Here is a 17700-nt window from a genome sequence, read left to right as displayed (position 1 = left end):
CCTACTTGATGAGGAGATAAGCCATTATGGCAGTCATGAAATTTCTATGTGACACCAAACGCTGCATCGAGTGTAACGGTTGCGTCACTGCATGTAAAAACGAAAACGACTCCGCTCTCGAGTGGGGTATCCAACGTCGCCGCGTGGTGACGATTAACGATGGTCAACCCGGTGAAGCCTCGATTTCAGTGGCATGTATGCACTGTACCGATGCTCCTTGCATGGCCGTATGTCCGGCAGATTGTTTCTACCGCACCGACGATGGCATAGTGCTGCACAACAAAGATACCTGTATCGGTTGTGGTTATTGCTTCTATGCTTGCCCGTTTGGCGCACCACAATTCCCGAAAAAGACCGCCTTTGGTAGTCGCGGCAAAATGGATAAGTGTACTTTCTGTGCCGGTGGCCCAGAAGAAACCTTCTCCGAAGCCGAGCATAAAAAATACGGTGCCAACCGTATTGCCGAAGGTAAGTTACCTATGTGTGCGGAGCTTTGCGCAACCAAAGCACTGCTTGCGGGTGATGCGGAAGTGGTATCAAACATTTACCGTCAACGTATGGCCTCTCGAGGCAATCCTAACGTGATTTGGGGCTACAACCCCAAAACAGGTGAGATTAACTAAGCAGAGCGAGGGTTAGGGAGTGATCCCTAACCTCTGGCAAGGAGTGACAATGTTAAACAAACAGTTCAACAAATCACTGCGCAGTCTGTTTGCTCTGATGGTACTCGTGATGGGATTGGGTCTAGGTTCAGCGATGAGCGCAAGCCCAGTGTACGCAAGCGATCAGCAATCGAGTCAACAACAGGCGAAAGCGCAAACCAGTGATGCCGATCTTTGGCGCGCGGTAAAAGCAGGCGATGCCGGCTATACCACGGCCAAAGGCGTAGAAACTGGGGTGTTGATTAATGTTGCCGGTAACCAAGGTAAAGAACTGAGAAATCAATATATCACCCCGATTATGGCCTTAGCCGTTACGGGCGTTTTTGGTGCTTTCTTATTGTTTTATCTGGTGAATGGTCCCTCAAAACTCAGCCACGGCTTCTCGGGCAAGATGGTTGCTCGTTGGTCAAAGGCGGATCTGTGGATCCACTGGGTTATGGCAATCAGCTGCCTAGCACTGATGTTTACTGGCTTAACCATTATGCTCGGTAAGCATGTAGTACAAGAGCTGCTTGGGCCTGATATTTGGGCGCCATTGATCTACGGCAGCAAAACTATCCACGATTGGGCAGGCCCCATCTTTATCTTGGCTTGGATTGCCTGTGTAGTGAAATGGATGCCGCTGCAAACCTTTAAGATGTACGATCTAAAATGGTTTTTAGTGGTCGGGGGCTATATTAACTTTGGCCCCTTCAAAGGTAAGCACCCCGATAGCGGCTTTGCTAACGCCGGTGAAAAAATGTGGTTCTGGACACTGACCCTATTCGGGCTATTTATCAGTGTCTCTGGCATCATGTTAGTCTTACCCGGCTTAGACTTACCCCGTGAAGCCTCGATGGCAGCCCTACTGATCCACGCGATCAGTGCCGTTATCCTAATTGCCTTTACCATAGTGCATATTTGGATGGCGACGGTACTCAGCGAAGGCGGTATGGAATGTATGAAGTCAGGCTATTGTGATGAAAACTGGGCAATCCAACACCACAATCTCTGGTATGACGAAATCAAAGAGAACGGCAGTTTAAAGTATAAAGACTAACTAACTCACGTTTTTTAACCCCTAAAAACACCTCGCTCTGCGGGGTGTTTTTTTATGGAACAATACCAACTGAAACAAAGAATTAACATAAGTACAATTCACTCCGCCATCCCCTGCGCCCATAGCGCCATGCAAATTATGAGCAAGTTAACGCTTTTGAACAACAGACCGTGATTTCAGAGCCGCAAACTGTTCTAGATCAATTCCGACTCAACCCTTTCCTACTATATTGCCGGCACGCGCGATGATTAATGGCAAACAGGATGATTTTATTATCTTTTCCACCTCAAATCGTCACTTTTTGATAACAAGTTATATCCCTCGAAAAGCCGCGTTATTCCAACCAACATTACCCCTAATTCAGGAGTCAGCATGAAGCAGCAACCCAGCGATTTATCTCGCCGATCTTTGCTCAAAGCGCTCACCGTCGGCAGTGTAGCGGGTGCCGCCATTGCCGCAACCGGCATGAGCGTGGCACAGGCCAGCGAGAGCAGCAAGGTAACCACTAAAGAGTCAAAGGGTTACCACGAAACTGCGCATATCAGCAGCTATTACGATAGCCTGCGCAGCTAATCTAGGAGAAGTCAGCGATGAAGTTAACTCGCAAGTCCAATGTTGCCACAGTGGCAGACAAACCGGCGTTAGGCATTAGCCGTCGTCAATTTATGAAGCACGCAGGTATTGCTACCGGTGGTATTGCCGCAGCATCTCTGATGGGCACAGGCATGATGCGCCGCGTCGAAGCCAAAGAAGTGCCACATGATGCGCCAATCGAAGTTAAACGTACTATTTGTAGTGCCTGCGCCGTAGGTTGTGGTCTGTATGCCGAAGTACAAAATGGCGTGTGGACGGGTCAAGAACCCGCATTCGATCACCCATTCAATGCCGGCGGTCACTGTGCTAAAGGTGCTGCACTGCGTGAACATGGTCACGGTGAAAAACGCCTGAAATATCCAATGAAATTGGTTGATGGCAAGTGGAAAAAAATCTCTTGGGAAGATGCGATTAACGAAGTGGGCGACCAAATGCTCAACATTCGTAAAGAATCGGGTCCAGACTCAGTGTACTTCATGGGTAGCGCTAAGTTTTCTAACGAAGGCTGCTATATGTACCGCAAACTGGCGGCCATGTGGGGCACAAACAACGTCGACCACTCGGCTCGTATTTGTCACTCTACCACGGTAGCCGGTGTTGCTAACACTTGGGGTTACGGTGCGCAAACTAACTCTTTCAACGATATTCAGAATGCTAATGCTATCTTCCTGATCGGGGCAAACCCTGCGGAAGCGCATCCGGTTTCTATGCAACACATTCTGATCGCTAAAGAGCAAAACAACGCGAAAATCATCGTTGTTGATCCACGTTTCTCCCGCACTGCGGCTCACTCAGATCTGCACTGCGCGATCCGCCCTGGCACAGATATTCCGTTTATCTACGGTATGTTATGGCACATTTTCGAAAACGGTTGGGAAGATAAAACCTTTATCAAGCACCGTGTATTCGAAATGGAAAGCATCCGCGCTGAAGTGAAAAAATTCCCACCTAAAGAAGTGGCGGATATCACTGGCGTGAGTGAAGAAGTGGTTTATCAAGCCGCTAAACTGATGGCCGATAACCGTCCAGGTACCGTGATTTGGTGTATGGGTGGTACTCAGCACCACGTGGGTAACGCTAACACCCGCGCTTACTGTATTCTGCAATTAGCCCTAGGCAACATGGGCGTATCAGGCGGCGGTACTAACATTTTCCGTGGTCACGATAACGTACAGGGCGCGACTGACTTAGGCCTGTTATTCGATAACTTACCGGGTTACTACGGCTTAACGACAGGTGCATGGACCCACTGGACCCATGTATGGGATCTGGATATGGAATGGGTGAAAGGCCGTTTCGATCAAAACGCCTACCTAGGTAAAGATCCAATGACCACGCCCGGTATTCCTTGTTCTCGCTGGCATGATGGCGTGTTAGAAGATAAGAGCAAACTGGCACAGAAAGACAATATCCGTATGGCGTTTTTCTGGGGCCAATCGGTCAACACTGAAACCCGTCAACGCGAAGTGCGTGATGCCTTAGACAAGATGGATACAGTAGTCGTTGTCGACCCATTCCCAACCATGGCAGGTGTTATGCACCGCCGTAAGAATGGCGTGTATCTGCTCCCTGCGGCAACGCAGTTTGAAACTCACGGTTCAGTATCCAACTCAGGCCGTTCAATCCAGTGGCGTGAGCAGGTTATCCAACCTTTATTCGAGTCTAAAACCGACATCGAAATCATGTACCGTTTAGCGCAAAAACTCGGTATTGACGAGCAGTACACTAAACGTATCGCCAAAGAAAACGGCTTGCCCGTGATCGAAGACATTACCCGCGAAATCAACCGCGGTATGTGGACTATCGGTATGACAGGTCAAAGCCCTGAGCGTATCAAGTTACACACCCAAAACTGGGGCACCTTCAGCAACAAGACGCTCGAAGCCGCAGGCGGCCCAGCAAAAGGTGAAACCTACGGCTTACCTTGGCCATGTTGGGGCACGCCAGAAGCGAAGCACCCTGGCACGCAAATTCTGTATAACCAATCCAAACACGTTAAAGACGGCGGCGGTAACTTCCGTGCCCGTTATGGTGTTGAATACAAAGGCCAAAGCATTTTAGCCGACGGTACTTATTCTAAAGGCGCTGAAATTCAAGACGGTTACCCAGAGTTTACCGCCGATATGCTCAAACAATTGGGTTGGTGGGATGATCTCACGGCCGAAGAAAAAGCTGAAGCCGAAGGTAAAAACTGGAAGACAGATTTGTCAGGCGGCATTGTGCGCGTGGCGATCAAGCACGGTTGTATCCCCTTTGGTAACGCGAAAGCCCGTTGTATTGTTTGGACTTTCCCAGACCAAGTGCCAGTACACCGCGAACCGTTATACACAGCACGTCGTGATTTAGTGGCTAAGTACCCAACCTATGCGGACATGCAAGTACACCGCCTGCCAACACTGTACAAGTCTATCCAAGACAAAGACTTAAGCGGCAAGTACCCACTGGTATTGACCTCAGGTCGTCTAGTGGAATACGAAGGTGGTGGTGAAGAGTCTCGCTCTAACCCTTGGCTGGCTGAACTTCAACAGGAAATGTTTGTTGAAATCAACCCAGGTGACGCAGCCGACCGCGGTATTCGCAACGGTGAGTTTGTGTGGTTAGAAGGCGCCGAAGGTGGCCGTATTAAGGTGCAAGCATTGGTAACACCAAGGGTTAAACCCGGCGTAACCTTTATGCCATACCACTTTGCGGGTGTGATGCACGGTGAGAGTTTAGCGCCTAACTATCCTGAGGGCACAGTACCTTATGTTATCGGTGAATCCTGTAACACGGCACTGACCTATGGTTATGACCCTGTGACACAAATGCAGGAAACCAAGGCATCACTCTGTCAGATCGTTAAAGCGTAAGTGCAGCTTAAGCTAGGAGAATTGCCATTATGGCTACAATGAAATTTTTGTGTGATACCAAGCGCTGCATCGAATGTAACGGTTGTGTCACCGCCTGTAAAAACGAAAACGACTCCGCCCTCGAGTGGGGTATCCAACGTCGCCGCGTAGTCACCATCAACGATGGTCAACCCGGCGAGGCGTCAATCTCTGTCGCCTGTATGCATTGCTCAGACGCACCTTGTATGGCGGTTTGCCCAGCAAACTGCTTCTACAAGACTGAAGATGGCATAGTGCTACACGACAAAGATGCCTGTATTGGTTGCGGTTACTGCTTGTACGCCTGCCCATTTGGCGCACCACAGTTCCCGAAAAAAGGTGCCTTCGGTAGCCGCGGTAAGATGGATAAATGTACCTTCTGTGCCGGCGGCCCAGAAGAAAACCACTCAGATGCAGAGCGCCAAAAATACGGTTCAAACCGTATTGCCGAAGGCAAACTGCCTATGTGTGCAGAACTGTGTGCCACTAAAGCCCTGTTAGCGGGTGATGCTGAAGTCGTTTCTAGCATCTTCCGTGAGCGTGTGGCTTACCGTGGTGCTAAAAACGCGGCTTGGAATTAATTCAGGTCACAGGATCTGTCCACAGACTTAGCTTGGCGCCTGCTTGCGGGCGCCACTAAGGGAGAGAGGATATATGATGAACAAATGGTTCAAACACATAGGCTTAGCCATAGCACTGCTCTTTAGTGCCGTGTGTCTAGCCAATGGTGGTGATGAACAAGCGCTCCAACCTCAAGCCTCTGATGCCCAAATTTGGGCACAGCTGAAGGATGGCGCCACGGGATACACTACCTCCCAAAGCGAGTTCCACGCCCAACCGATCAATACCTATGATCTGCGGGTACTGGAACTGCGTAGCGACTGGTTAGCGCCGGCTTTAATGGCAGCGCTATTCGGCATGATCATTATCTTTGTCTTATTTATCAAGGTGAACGGCATTTCTAAGCTACACCATGGTTTTTCAGGCAAGCTAGTGCATCGCTGGTCTAAGTTTGACGTTTCAATCCACTGGTTAGGCGCTATTCCTTGCCTATTGTTGATTTTAACGGGTTTAACTTTGTTAGCGGGTCGCTTCTTCTTCCAACCTTGGTTGGGGGAAGGCATCTGGGAAGCAATCGTCTATGGCGCTAAGCAAATCCACGATGTGATGGCGATCCCCTTTATGATCGGCTGGGCATTGATGACAGTGTTATGGGCGAAGAACCAGCTGCCAAAAATGTACGACGTGAAGTGGTTCCTGGTTGTTGGTGGTTACATCAACTTTGGCCCGTTCAAAGGTAAACACCCTGACGCAGGCTTTGCCAACGCCGGTGAGAAAATGTGGTTCTGGGCCTTTGCCCTGTTTGGACTAGTGATTTCAGCCTCGGGCATGTTGTTACTCTTCCCAAATCTTTTCGAACCAAGCCGTACCTTAAGCTTGATCGCACTAGTACTGCACTCAGTGAGCGCTATCGTGATCTGCGCTTTCTCTATCGTGCACATCTTTATGGCAACTGTGATGTCAGAAGGTGGTATGGAGTGTATGGTGTCTGGTTACTGTGATGAAAACTGGGCGACTCAGCACCACAACCTGTGGTACGACGAAATCAAAGCTAACGGCACTTTGAAATATAAAGAGTAAAAGTCGCTGAAAATAAAAAACCTCCACAGCATGCTGTGGAGGTTTTTTTATGGGGCAATATTGTGACTGCTAACTAAACCAACGGCTTAAAAGCGATACATCACAGAGACACCGATATTTCTTGGGTCAATAATGGACGCATAACCATCGGTATAAGTACTGCTTGGGGGTTCATTTACTGTCATGGCTTGTTCATCAAATAGGTTATTCACAAAACCACTGACTCTCCAGGTATCAGTTTGATAATCGACACTCAAACGAGCCACCACATAATCACCCGCCACTCTCGATTCAGTATTATTGATATCGGCAAAATATTCACCTACATAGTTGCCTGAAAAACCTAAGGAAAATGCATCACCTATCCAGTACTTTAATCCCGCATTTGCGGTAAGGTGTGGTGCTGAGTTCAGCTGATTACCCACAATGTCACCGTAACTTGGATCAGCCTCTTTGATTTCGCTTTCCAGTAACCCTACACCGGAAATAAATTGCCAGTTTTCACTGATCATAGCGCTCAATTCGGCTTCGATACCGTAGGTGATAGCTTTATCTATGTTAGTGATTTTGCGAGCGCTATTAGACGCTTGATAACCATCAAAATCGTTATAGAAGAGGTTAGCACTTAAGTTAACATCGCCATTGGCAAATGAACTGCGACTGCTAAGTTCATAGGTATTTACGTATTCTTCGTCGTAGTAGTAATACTCACTTTCGGCTAACGACAGTGCACCACCACCCGAGTTATAACCACGACGCACGCTGGCTGCTAAGGTCGTACTCTCATTGAGAGCATATTGTAAAACCAATTTCGGCAAGGTCACCGTGCTACCGTCATCGAGTTTCTCTTCAAGCTGGCTGCCTCGGTATAGCATAGTGAAATTACGCAACTGCTCTTCACGCATCACGCGGCCGCCCACGGTAAGCCAAAGTGACTCAGCGAGGCCATAGGTCATCTCACCGTATACCGACATTGACTTACTACTGTCATCACCACTGTAGACTGAGCTACCTGTGCTCCCAAAATCTTGGCTACGCTTGAAATAGGCTAACCCAACAAAACCGTTGAAATCTTTATCGTTTAATCCAAAACTGTATTTACCATCAACCGTATAACTCTCATCCTTCATATCCACATATTGCTGGGCAGTGACGAGCGCCTCATAGGATTCAAAGCCCCAATCGTAATCCATATAAGCCACGATCAGATCTAAGGCTCGCCCTTCCCCGAGGTCATAATCCGCTTTAACCGAGTGGGTCGTGGATTTGGTTTCAATATAACGCTGGAAAATAGGCTTGTAGGCCCATGGATCGTCACCGGTAAAATAGTTACGCCCTGAGTCACCTTTCTCATCATTGTATGAAAAGCTGTAGAGCACTTTTAGGTCTTCAATTGCGCTCGGTTGCCACAGGAATTTGCCGCGCCAGCGATTGGTAATGAGTTCATTTTGGTCAAACGTGGCGGGATTCGTCTCGTATTCGAACCCTTTATTGTAGGTTTCGCCCGTGACATTTTGCCCACTCACCCTAAATGCCAATTCATCATCCAGTATGGGGCCTGAGAGCATCACAGCACTGTCGATAAAGTTATCTTGATCGCGATAACCAACACGGGCGGCTCCTTGCCAATCGAAGGTAGGATCTTCTGTTTTAATAAACACAGTACCACCAATGCTGTTACGGCCATTGATAGTGGACTGCGGACCACGGAACACCTCAATTTGTTGAATGTCCCATAGGCCTGTGTCACCGGTGAGATCGGCAACAAAAGGCTCGGCAACACCATCCACCAGCGTAGACACCCGCGCTCGAGCACCACCGGTAAAAGAGTTAAATCCCGATGCAGAGCCATTGCCTGAAACGCCCCGAATATCGGGTACAGAACCCGAGAGCACGACCACGTTAGGGACTTCAGATAGGGCATCCGAGGTAGAGTGGTACTGGCCGCTATCGAGTGCATCCTTATCAATCACAGATACCGAGGAGGTAGTATCCTTTAAACTGCGCTCAATTTTTTCACCATAAACAGTAATTCTTTCAATTGGTTCGCTCGATTCAGCATCCACTGCGGCATAGGCCGATGAAATAGCTAGACTCGAAATAATTGCGGCAATTGCATTTTTTTTAAACGCCCTGTGTTCCATGAAAGTCCTCGAACTCGCTGTGATTGATAGAAAGGTGTTAATTAAAAGTGCCGTCAATTTATATTAAAATAACCTTAACATCAATTAAGAATCGTTATCATTTACATTGGTATTTGTATTGTGTGATATATGTCAAACTGATACACTGTTGTAAAATTAAACGAAGCAAAACTCCCAAAGCATTCAGTGAATTAGATCATAAAATCACCTTATCAAAATCCATCCGCAATCACTAAAACATGATCTGCTTAACAAAAAGACCGTGATTTCCTTGTTAGGAAACCGTAACTTATAACCAGTTCACGTTTTGTTTTTAGCATACGAGATAATCTAATTGCGCTAGGTGGTCGTGAATTACCTAAAGCAATTACGGTGTTTACGGTTAGCACTCTCAGATAGGAATCGTTATGTCTTCAGTTATTCAAACGCTCAGCGGCGCGATCGCAACGCCTTATCAAGCGAATATTACCGTCCCTAACTGGATGCTCGGCTCGATGGAACGGGTCATGCAATATTATGTCGATAAGAATCTTCGCCTCGATACGCTTTCCGCAGAAATGATGCCAGCACCGGTCGAGGGCAAAAAGTACATGTTGTATGCCCATGTGCCCTTCTGCCATACCTTATGTTCTTACTGCACCTTCCACCGTTTTATGTTTAAGGAAGACAAGGCGCGCGCCTATTTCATCTCTCTGCGTAAAGAGATGGAAATGGTCAAAGCCTTAGGCTATGACTTTGAATCTATGTACATTGGCGGCGGCACCACCACGGTATTAGAAGACGAACTGGCTCGTACCATAGAACACGCCAAAACCTTATTCCCTAGTATTAAAGAAGTCTCCTGCGAGTCCGATCCGCAGCATTTAGACAGCCCAGGCTTTAAGCAACTCAAGGGCTTAGTGGATCGCATGTCCATCGGCGTACAGAGCTTTAACGACGATATTTTAAAAATGACCGACCGCCTCGACAAATTCGGCACAGGTCAGCAAACCTTCGACAAGATCATGGCGGCTAAAGAACTGTTCCCCATTATCAACGTCGACCTGATTTTTGGCTTTCGCGGTCAAACCGATGAAGTGATCCAGCACGATTTAGATATGGCTTCACGCCTCGACCCAAGGCAGATCACTACCTATCCACTGATGATTACGCACCAAACGCGTAAGAGTGTTAAAGGTAAACTTGCAGCGCCACAGGCGGATATGGCAAACCAATATCGCCAGATCTTGAACAGCTTAAATGGTCAATATAATCAGTTATCTGCATGGGCATTTGGTAAAGCTAATGACGAAGGTTTTGATGAATATGTAATCGACTACGATGAGTATTTGGGAGTCGGTTCAGGTTCATTTAGCTTCCTAAATGACACACTTTATGTGAACACTTTCTCCCTGCGTAAATACCAAGATCGGATTGCCGCGGGCAAGATGGGCGTTGAGCAACAAAAGAACTACAGCAAAAAGGATGTGATGCAATATCGCTTCCTGCTGGGCATGTTCTCCGGTCGCCTGTCGCGCAAATATTTCCGCGAAACCTTTGGCGTAAACTTAGATACTGCGCTGTTTAAAGAAATGACTTCGATGAAGCTGATTGGCGCCATTAAAAACGACCCAACCGATCCCGACAATTTGATCGTGACCGATAACGGCAAGATGATGGGCCTGTTGATGATGAAAGAGTTTTACGCTGGTATGGACAACGTGCGTGCCCAGTTACGTAAACCACTCAAACCCTGTGATATGTAAGCATAAGTTAAACCACTAAAGGCCCATGATGGGCCTTTTTGTTAGCGCCATTTCAAGCTATTCTTGCCACAACTCATGCATGAGCCAATCACCCAGTAATAAAGGAGTATTCGTTATGGGTTTTACTGATCAAGAGAGACAAGCACTACTGGCGGTGAAGGGCGTTGGCCCAACCGTAATTAAGCGCTTTGAAGAAATAGGCATCAGCTCACTCGCCCAGTTAGCCGAGCATGAAGTCGAGGATATCACCAACCTAGTCGCCAGCATGCTGCACAGTACCTGCTGGAAAAATAGCCCCCAGGCGCACAATGCTATCGCCGCGGCCATTGAACTTGCCCGACACCAGTAATTCTATTATTTCCAATTCGTTGAGATACCTATGCCATCTTATTTTCGCATCTTAATTTGCAGTATAACCGCACTGCTATTTAGCGTATCGGCTTTTGCCAACGACAGCAGTTTTGGCGATGCCAATGGTTCAATCACCCTTAAATATCAGCCACATATTAGTATGGATAAAGAGTCTCTGTTCATCAGCGAGGCCGAAGTCAGGGTCGATTATGTGTTTACCAACACCAGTTCGCAGGATCTTATCGTCCCCATCGCCTTCCCCATGCCGCCGATGTTTTTTGGCTCCGCGGATCACAGCAGCATTGATAACTTCACCCTCAAAGTGAATGGCAAAACCCAGCCGACTGGGCACAGGCTCGTCGCCAAACTTGCCGATAAAACCGATATTTCAGCCGAGTTTAAGCAACTTGGCTGGAGTGTAGATGAAGTGGCTTACTTTGCCGAATATGGCGTAGTTCCCAAGGGCAAACCCGCGCTCCCCAAGGAATGGTTGGATGAAAACCAGCAAGTCGCCTTTACCCTAAGTGACTACTTTGTGTGGGAGCAAACCTTCCCTGCGGGCCAATCTGTCGCCATCAGCCACAGCTATACCCCGAGCATTTCAACGGGCATCCCCGATACCGCCAATAGTATTATCAATACCTACACTGAGCTTGCCTGTTTAGATGAAAGCGCCAAACAAGGTATTAAGAAGCGCAATCTCATCGTCAAACAAGACGGAGAAGATCAGGAGATTGGCGTTGAGTGGAGCCACCTTAGCTATATTTTGGTCACGGCCAATAACTGGCAAGGAGCGATTAAGGACTTCAAACTCACCCTGAAAAAATCCCAACCGACAGATTTGATTAGCCTGTGTTTTGATGGTGAACTTAAAAAAACCGATCCACTCACCTTTGAGTTTCAGCAAAAACAGTTCACGCCAAAGCAAGATCTTAGCATCCTCTTTATCCGTAAACCGGATTACTAAGTGAGCTTGAGTGCTACCGCAGTGGGCGATGGGAGTAGACAGCCTGACAAGATGAGATTAAGTGCCGTTAGTTTGCACAATCTCAGTCGAAGTTGTGCATCAACTATACCGCATTCATTTCTCCCTCGAGCTAGAGTATGCTGCTCTATCCATTCGATAAAACAGTAGTAACACAATGCAAGATGTGGCCTTAGTGTTAGAGGGCGGCGGCCTGAGAGCAATTTACACCGCCGGGGTATTAGATGCTTTTTTACAGCAGCAACTGTACTTCCCCTACTTGATTGGTGTATCGGCGGGGGCAATTTATCCCGCGTCTTATGTCTCACGCCAGTTTGGCCGCAATTTAAACATCCAGCAGCAATACCTGCGGGATAAACGCTACATGGGACTTCGTTATTTGTTAGCCACGGGTAACTACGTCAATACCGACTTTACCTATAAGCGTATGGCCTATGAGTTACTGCCTTTTGATTTTAAGACCTTTTTAACTAGCGGTACCGAGTTTAAGGTCGGCGCATTTAACTGCCAAACAGGGCAAACCGATTACTTTGGCATGACGGATTTTAACGACCACGATAAATTGCTCGACGTGCTTATCGCCTCCTCTAGCCTGCCTTTTATGGCCAATCCCTATAGTATCAACCGCCAAACTTACCTCGACGGTGGTATCGCCGCGCCTATTCCGGTAGCCAAGGCGCAGCAAGACGGCTATAAACGCCAAGTGGTGATCCTGACTCAGGACGAGAAATATCGAAAATCGCCTATGAAGTTCAACTGGTTAGCGCGCAAGCGTTATCAAACTTATCCAGCGGTAGCCGCCGCGCTAAAGGTTCGCCACCAAAGTTATAACCAATCCCTTGAGGAACTCGCACAGAGTGTTGCCAGCGGCAATACCTTTGTGATCCGGCCTGCTGCATCGCTTAATCTTTCGCGGCTTGACCGCAATATCGATAAAGTGACCGCCGTGTATCACCTAGGGCTGGCGGATGGTCAGGCGATCTTGCCCAAATTACAAGCTTGGCTCAGCACTGGGACTAATGCAGGGGAGTGAGGCGCAGACTTTGTTAATAATCAGCTCCCGTAAGCATTTATGGCTTAAATGCAGCAGCACCGCAGCGGCTGTTACTCTCTGCTCCGCGAGGAGGATTCCTGCAAAGGCAGTAAATTTAAGCCCAAGCGTTTTAACATTTAACTCTTCGCTTTTAAGGGATTCCACCTCAGGTTTTGCGGTAATTTCATCAGCAGTAGCGACAGTAAAATCACTAAAATCCCTGCCCATTGGCGCATATCTAAGGTCTCCCCCACAATCAATACGCCTAATGACACGGCAACCACTGGATTGACTAAAGCCACCATGCCCATGATTTCTGGTCCTAAATTTCGCATCGACCAGAGCCAAGCCCAATAAGCCACCGCGGTATTGGCAATGACAAGCCAGATTAACGAGGGAACCACATTCATACTCGGTATCTGTGGCGGCCCTGCCATAAACCAAGCCAGCGGGATTAACATCAAGCCGCCCAAAAACAGTTGCCAAGCGGTGAGCACTAAAAAATCACCCACATCCCAGCGCTGCATCCAACGGGAAGAAAAGGCAATCAGAGTCGTCGCGCTCAGCATACACAGGACACCAATCGGGTCGAGATCCGCCGAGGGATTAAACAATAAAATCACCCCACCTAGGCCCATTAAGCCGAGCAGTAACCACTTCATCCCCGGGCGTTTTTTATCAATCAGCCAAGCGAGGATCAAAAAGATTAATGGCAATGTCGCCCCCAGCGTACCCGCCACGGCACCAGGCAGCCGATAGGCCCCAATAAACAGCAGCGCAAAGAAGGCGCCAATATTACAAAAGGCCAGCAAGCTTAATTTAGACCATGCCAGCGTTGGTAAACGTGGGCGCAGCATCAGCAGCAATATACCCGCAGGCAGCGCACGCCAAACCGCCACCCAGTAGGGCGACATATCCTGTAAGTAAAGACTCACCAGTGCATAGGTGGTCCCCCAAAACACCGGGGCGAGTAACGCAATCACAAAGGGCATAATGACTTCTTAGAAAGTATCTTGATGTTGAGATATATTACTTTGAGAGAATACAACAGGCAAGTGCTGAGATAAGGTTAATAGGAAGAAAAGAAAAATGGACTGACGTTTATGCCGCTTTAGATATGCGCACGCAGAGCTGCGCTTAAGCCTTGTTTGCCGTATAATCGGGCGTCATTTTTTATAGGCGGGCAAGCATGTTCCATATCGCACTCTATGAGCCAGAAATCGCACCCAACACGGGTAATATCATTCGCCTTTGCGCAAACAACGGCAGCCAGCTCCATCTTATTGAGCCACTAGGGTTTGATTTTGAAGAGAAAAAACTGCGCCGCGCGGGCCTAGACTATGCCGATTTAACCAATGTGACTCGCCATAAAGACTTCGATGCCTTCCTCGAAGCCATGGCAGGCAAACGCATTATGGCCTGTACCACTAAGGGTAGTCGCCCCCATACCGAGCTCAGTTTTGCCAAGGATGATGTGCTGTTATTTGGCCCTGAAACCCGTGGTCTACCTATGTCGATTATCGAGTCAATCCCAACCGAGCAGAGATTACGCATCCCCATGGCGGCCACCAGCCGCAGCCTCAATCTCTCCAATGCAGTAGCGATTATCAGCTACGAAGCCTGGCGTCAGCTCGGGTTTGAAGGCGCGGTTTAATACCTAGGAATACTGATTTGGATTAGGCTGGACTTAACCAGCCAATATTCCAATCACTAAGCCAAATCATTCAACCATCAGCTCTGAGAGATTGCTTTAACTCAATTCACACCAAAGCCAGATAACTTTGTCGTTAGGTATGTTGGATGAATTGTCATTGTTTCCCACTGACACGCCACCCTTTTATTTCACAAGAAGCATCCCTGAGGGCTCGACGGCTGAATCTGTAACACATGGAAGTGTAAATGCCGCGTTCACATGGCCGATGATGTTCCCAGCATCATAGTGGCATTTCCCATGCCCCTATGGGTCAAATGTGAAAGAACGGCCATGCCGCCAACGGTCACTGTTGCAACAATGGCAGTTTGAACGACCATTGAACTGTTCATCTGGCGAAAGACTTTTTTACCCCAAAAAGTAGATAAGTTTATCCGTCAGGTGTACTGGATGAATTGTCATTGTTTCCCCTGTGACACGCCATAAACTCATCCCTGAGGGCTCGACGGCGGCATCCATGCCGCCAACGGTCACAGTTGCAACAATGACAATCTTTACGACCACTGAATTGTTCATCTGGCTAAAAGATATTGCCCCAAAATGAGGTATCGGAACCAATTAGCATCTCGGTATTAATGAGTTGTTACTAATGCTTCTGTAATCACAAAGCCCTTTCAAAACAAAACTTAAAAATGACCTAGTTTTAAATAGGAGGCCATCATGGGAGGGTTAACCAACCCGCACTACTGAACCGGAGTAAAAAGCCATTTCGGCTTGAGGAAATTTGGCGCATGGTTCCAGTCTGTCGCACTCAAAGTCTATGGTGAAAAATAAAATTACTTATCAAAAACTTACCTAGTAAAAACCAAGCATAGAAGTAGAATTCGAGAACACGCTCTGGAATCAGCGATTGGCAAGTATATGTATGAAGTTTTTGATTGAGAGTAAGCGACTGGTAAAGTTTGGCATTCAATTTTCAACTTACATCATTACCACAATTGAAAAATTTAACGGTACAAACCCAAATTTGCATGGTACATTCATAAAAATAAATGGCAAACAGACAGCTTTTAGTGGCGAATCAGGCTTGAAATATAACCACTATACCGTTGTTATTTTAATGAGCTTATATGATAGAAGATAAAATTATTTTGAGTTTGGTAGATGCCGCTTTGAAAGGTGACAAATCTATTGGGCAAATGGCTACTAGAAAGCTAGCTTCGAAAATAAGAGTGACTAATGCATCGCTTTATGAACAATTGACACGAAGATTAGAGTCCGAGGCCCTTAGGAGCAAAGATTTAAGACGGCAGCCTCCGCCAGTTGACTCTGATAGTCGACAAAGCCTTGTTAGAGTTGAAGAACCAGCTATGTTGTTAAAAGCTCCTATATATTCAGAAGATATTAGTAAGCTCTTTGAACAAGTGTTACTAGAAAGAAAATATGAATATGCATTGTTGTCTGAAGGCTTACAACCAACCAAATCAATAATTTTTAATGGTCCACCAGGCGTGGGTAAGACTATGTCAGCTAGGTGGCTAGCCAACCAACTAGGCCTTCCTCTATTAGTTTTAGATTTAGCTACAGTAATGAGTAGCTTTTTAGGTAAAACTGGCAGCAATGTCAGGGCTGTATTAGAACACGCAATGTCTTTCCCATGTGTTCTATTGTTAGATGAATTCGATGCAATAGCTAAGCGAAGAGATGATGATAGAGAGCTTGGAGAGTTGAAGAGATTGGTGACCGTTTTACTTCAGACAATTGATGAATGGCCATCATCCTCTCTTTTGATAGCTGCAACGAATCATGGAGAGTTGTTAGATCCTGCAATATGGAGGCGTTTTGATATGGAAATTTCGTTCACAATGCCATCTCGAAGCATGATAAGCAATTATCTACGTGAGTATTGGCCGGAAATACCGTACGGCAAAAATGAAGACTTAGACAAGTTCATTGGGAAGTCATTTAGCGATATTGATAGAGAGCTTACTCAGGAAAAAAGGGCTAATGTTATCTCTGCAATATCTTTACGAGCCTTAACCGGACAAGAAAGTATTAATTATTACGAAGAGTTGAGCTTTAATGAGAAAAAAGCGATGGTGATTAAGCTTTATGACCAAGGCCTTTCTCAGCGAGCTATTTCTGCCAAATTGGGTATAAGCCGACCAATTGTTAAAAGGTCGATTGAAGATTCGCTGAAGGAGTAAAAGGATATATGAAGAACTTTATTATTGGTTATGGAGAGTCCCTCACTGATTCAGTTAAGATAAAATCAGGTAGTGGCCCCAAAAAACACCTATATACGTTTGCGGAAGCCAGAGCTAGATTGGTTCGTGACTTATCCGATGTGATTAAAGCAATCGAGCTAAAGTCTAAAGCACAATGTGCAAACGGGGAGGTTGTAATAAAGTTTGTTCAACATCCGTCATATCTTGCAAAAAGTTATTATCCAACAAGCCTATTTAATAAATATGACCTTAAAGATGTCGGATCTAAGTCTTTACATATAAAACCGATAAAGTGGGCAGTTGAAAAGCATCCAGAATTTGGGCTTTCGTCTTGCATCTTTGTATCTGGTTCGAAAGCTAAATTTGAGGCAATGTTAAATAGTATTCAACATGATCGTTTACCGGAAACAACTCAAAATCTTATTCGGTCTATAGAACACATCAGTAGTATAAGTCCTAATGAAAAAATTAAGTACGTTGAACCTGGGAAGAAAGAACTAAAGTTAGAGGTTGTTTTACACGCATCTGAAGAAGACGAGATAATTCGAAGCTCCTTTGGTCGTTATTTTGAAACTTTTGGTGGGGTCGCTGATTGGAATAGGGCTAAAATTGTAGGAGGTCTAACATTCTTACCTATCTAGCGTCAATTATCTTGGCCGGTTTTCCGACAATTATCTTGGCCGGTTGATACCGAATTTTAATCGCCCTTACTCAGGGCCGTTTTACGACGATAACTTTCACCTTCGCAGTGAATAATCGT

18 protein-coding genes are annotated in these 17700 nt (G+C 46.7%); 14 read left to right on the top strand and 4 right to left on the bottom strand.

Translation table 11 applies throughout. From position 1 onward, the window contains the following. Positions 1-26 precede the first annotated feature (26 nt). The 6 genes from fdh3B (MJO46_RS13640) (at position 27) to MJO46_RS13615 (ending at position 6803) form a co-directional block, all read left to right on the top strand. A complete protein-coding gene (fdh3B, locus tag MJO46_RS13640; protein ID WP_011074129.1) occupies positions 27-623 on the top strand; it encodes a formate dehydrogenase FDH3 subunit beta in 597 nt (198 codons plus the stop codon). Positions 624-672: 49 nt separating this feature from the next. After that, positions 673-1701: a formate dehydrogenase subunit gamma gene (locus tag MJO46_RS13635; protein ID WP_253989767.1), complete on the top strand. Its 1029-nt coding sequence runs from the start codon at positions 673-675 to the stop codon at positions 1699-1701. A gap of 372 nt (positions 1702-2073) precedes the next feature. Beyond that, complete coding sequence (locus MJO46_RS13630; protein ID WP_253989766.1) at positions 2074-2274, top strand: twin-arginine translocation signal domain-containing protein; 201 nt, start codon at positions 2074-2076, stop codon at positions 2272-2274. A gap of 17 nt (positions 2275-2291) precedes the next feature. Next, entirely contained in the window at positions 2292-5144 is a 2853-nt protein-coding gene (locus tag MJO46_RS13625) for a molybdopterin-dependent oxidoreductase (protein WP_253989765.1), read from the top strand. 29 nt (positions 5145-5173) lie between these two features. Further along, complete coding sequence (gene fdh3B, locus MJO46_RS13620; RefSeq protein ID WP_198781416.1) at positions 5174-5743, top strand: formate dehydrogenase FDH3 subunit beta; 570 nt, start codon at positions 5174-5176, stop codon at positions 5741-5743. A 76-nt stretch (positions 5744-5819) separates the two neighbouring features. Beyond that, positions 5820-6803 carry a formate dehydrogenase subunit gamma gene (locus MJO46_RS13615; protein WP_253989773.1) on the top strand — a complete coding sequence of 328 codons (984 nt, stop codon included), beginning with the start codon at positions 5820-5822 and terminating at the stop codon, positions 6801-6803. An 86-nt stretch (positions 6804-6889) separates the two neighbouring features. Here MJO46_RS13615 and MJO46_RS13610 read toward each other — a convergent pair whose 3' ends face one another. Continuing rightward, positions 6890-8947 carry a TonB-dependent receptor gene (locus MJO46_RS13610; protein ID WP_253989764.1) on the bottom strand — a complete coding sequence of 686 codons (2058 nt, stop codon included), beginning with the start codon at positions 8945-8947 and terminating at the stop codon, positions 6890-6892. Between the two features lie 407 nt (positions 8948-9354). Between MJO46_RS13610 and MJO46_RS13605 the strand changes: the two genes are divergently transcribed. The 4 genes from MJO46_RS13605 to MJO46_RS13590 all read left to right on the top strand — a co-directional run bounded on the left by MJO46_RS13605 (position 9355) and on the right by MJO46_RS13590 (position 13061). Beyond that, positions 9355-10692, top strand: a complete 1338-nt coding sequence (locus tag MJO46_RS13605) for a coproporphyrinogen III oxidase family protein (RefSeq protein WP_253989763.1) — start codon at positions 9355-9357, stop codon at positions 10690-10692. 115 nt (positions 10693-10807) lie between these two features. Further along, complete coding sequence (locus tag MJO46_RS13600) at positions 10808-11041, top strand: helix-hairpin-helix domain-containing protein (RefSeq protein ID WP_253989762.1); 234 nt, start codon at positions 10808-10810, stop codon at positions 11039-11041. 30 nt (positions 11042-11071) lie between these two features. Continuing rightward, positions 11072-12010 (top strand): DUF4424 domain-containing protein, encoded by a 939-nt coding sequence (locus MJO46_RS13595; protein ID WP_253989761.1) that lies wholly within the window; start codon positions 11072-11074, stop codon positions 12008-12010. A 175-nt stretch (positions 12011-12185) separates the two neighbouring features. After that, positions 12186-13061: a patatin family protein gene (locus tag MJO46_RS13590; protein WP_253989760.1), complete on the top strand. Its 876-nt coding sequence runs from the start codon at positions 12186-12188 to the stop codon at positions 13059-13061. Positions 13062-13198: 137 nt separating this feature from the next. Here MJO46_RS13590 and MJO46_RS13585 read toward each other — a convergent pair whose 3' ends face one another. Further along, complete coding sequence (locus tag MJO46_RS13585) at positions 13199-14053, bottom strand: DMT family transporter (RefSeq protein ID WP_253989759.1); 855 nt, start codon at positions 14051-14053, stop codon at positions 13199-13201. 197 nt (positions 14054-14250) lie between these two features. Here MJO46_RS13585 and trmL point away from each other — a divergent pair, with 197 nt between their 5' ends. Beyond that, positions 14251-14715, top strand: a complete 465-nt coding sequence (gene trmL / locus MJO46_RS13580) for a tRNA (uridine(34)/cytosine(34)/5-carboxymethylaminomethyluridine(34)-2'-O)-methyltransferase TrmL (protein WP_253989758.1) — start codon at positions 14251-14253, stop codon at positions 14713-14715. A 254-nt stretch (positions 14716-14969) separates the two neighbouring features. Here trmL and MJO46_RS19915 read toward each other — a convergent pair whose 3' ends face one another. Continuing rightward, positions 14970-15092, bottom strand: coding sequence for a hypothetical protein (locus MJO46_RS19915; RefSeq protein WP_301541988.1), 123 nt, complete (start codon positions 15090-15092; stop codon positions 14970-14972). Positions 15093-15120: 28 nt separating this feature from the next. Next, the gene (locus tag MJO46_RS13575; protein WP_253989757.1) at positions 15121-15276 is read right to left on the bottom strand and encodes a hypothetical protein; all 156 of its coding nucleotides are present in this window, start codon (positions 15274-15276) and stop codon (positions 15121-15123) included. Positions 15277-15637: 361 nt separating this feature from the next. On the opposite strand from MJO46_RS13575, the gene MJO46_RS13570 reads away from it, so the two are divergent. From MJO46_RS13570 to MJO46_RS13560, 3 genes are read left to right on the top strand one after another with little or no spacing between them, the layout of a single operon-like run. Next, entirely contained in the window at positions 15638-15856 is a 219-nt protein-coding gene (locus MJO46_RS13570) for a hypothetical protein (protein ID WP_253989756.1), read from the top strand. Continuing rightward, positions 15843-16919, top strand: coding sequence for an AAA family ATPase (locus tag MJO46_RS13565; protein WP_253989755.1), 1077 nt, complete (start codon positions 15843-15845; stop codon positions 16917-16919). The genes MJO46_RS13570 and MJO46_RS13565 overlap by 14 nt, the downstream gene beginning before the upstream one ends. An 8-nt stretch (positions 16920-16927) precedes the next feature. Continuing rightward, complete coding sequence (locus MJO46_RS13560) at positions 16928-17581, top strand: hypothetical protein (RefSeq protein ID WP_253989754.1); 654 nt, start codon at positions 16928-16930, stop codon at positions 17579-17581. The last annotated feature ends 119 nt before the right edge of the window (positions 17582-17700 follow it).

This window comes from Shewanella sp. KJ2020, from assembly GCF_024197625.1.
In the GTDB taxonomy this organism is placed as follows: Bacteria; Pseudomonadota; Gammaproteobacteria; order Enterobacterales; family Shewanellaceae; genus Shewanella.
Note: the sequence above shows the minus strand (reverse complement) of the source record. Positions and strands in the feature narration are given on the sequence as shown.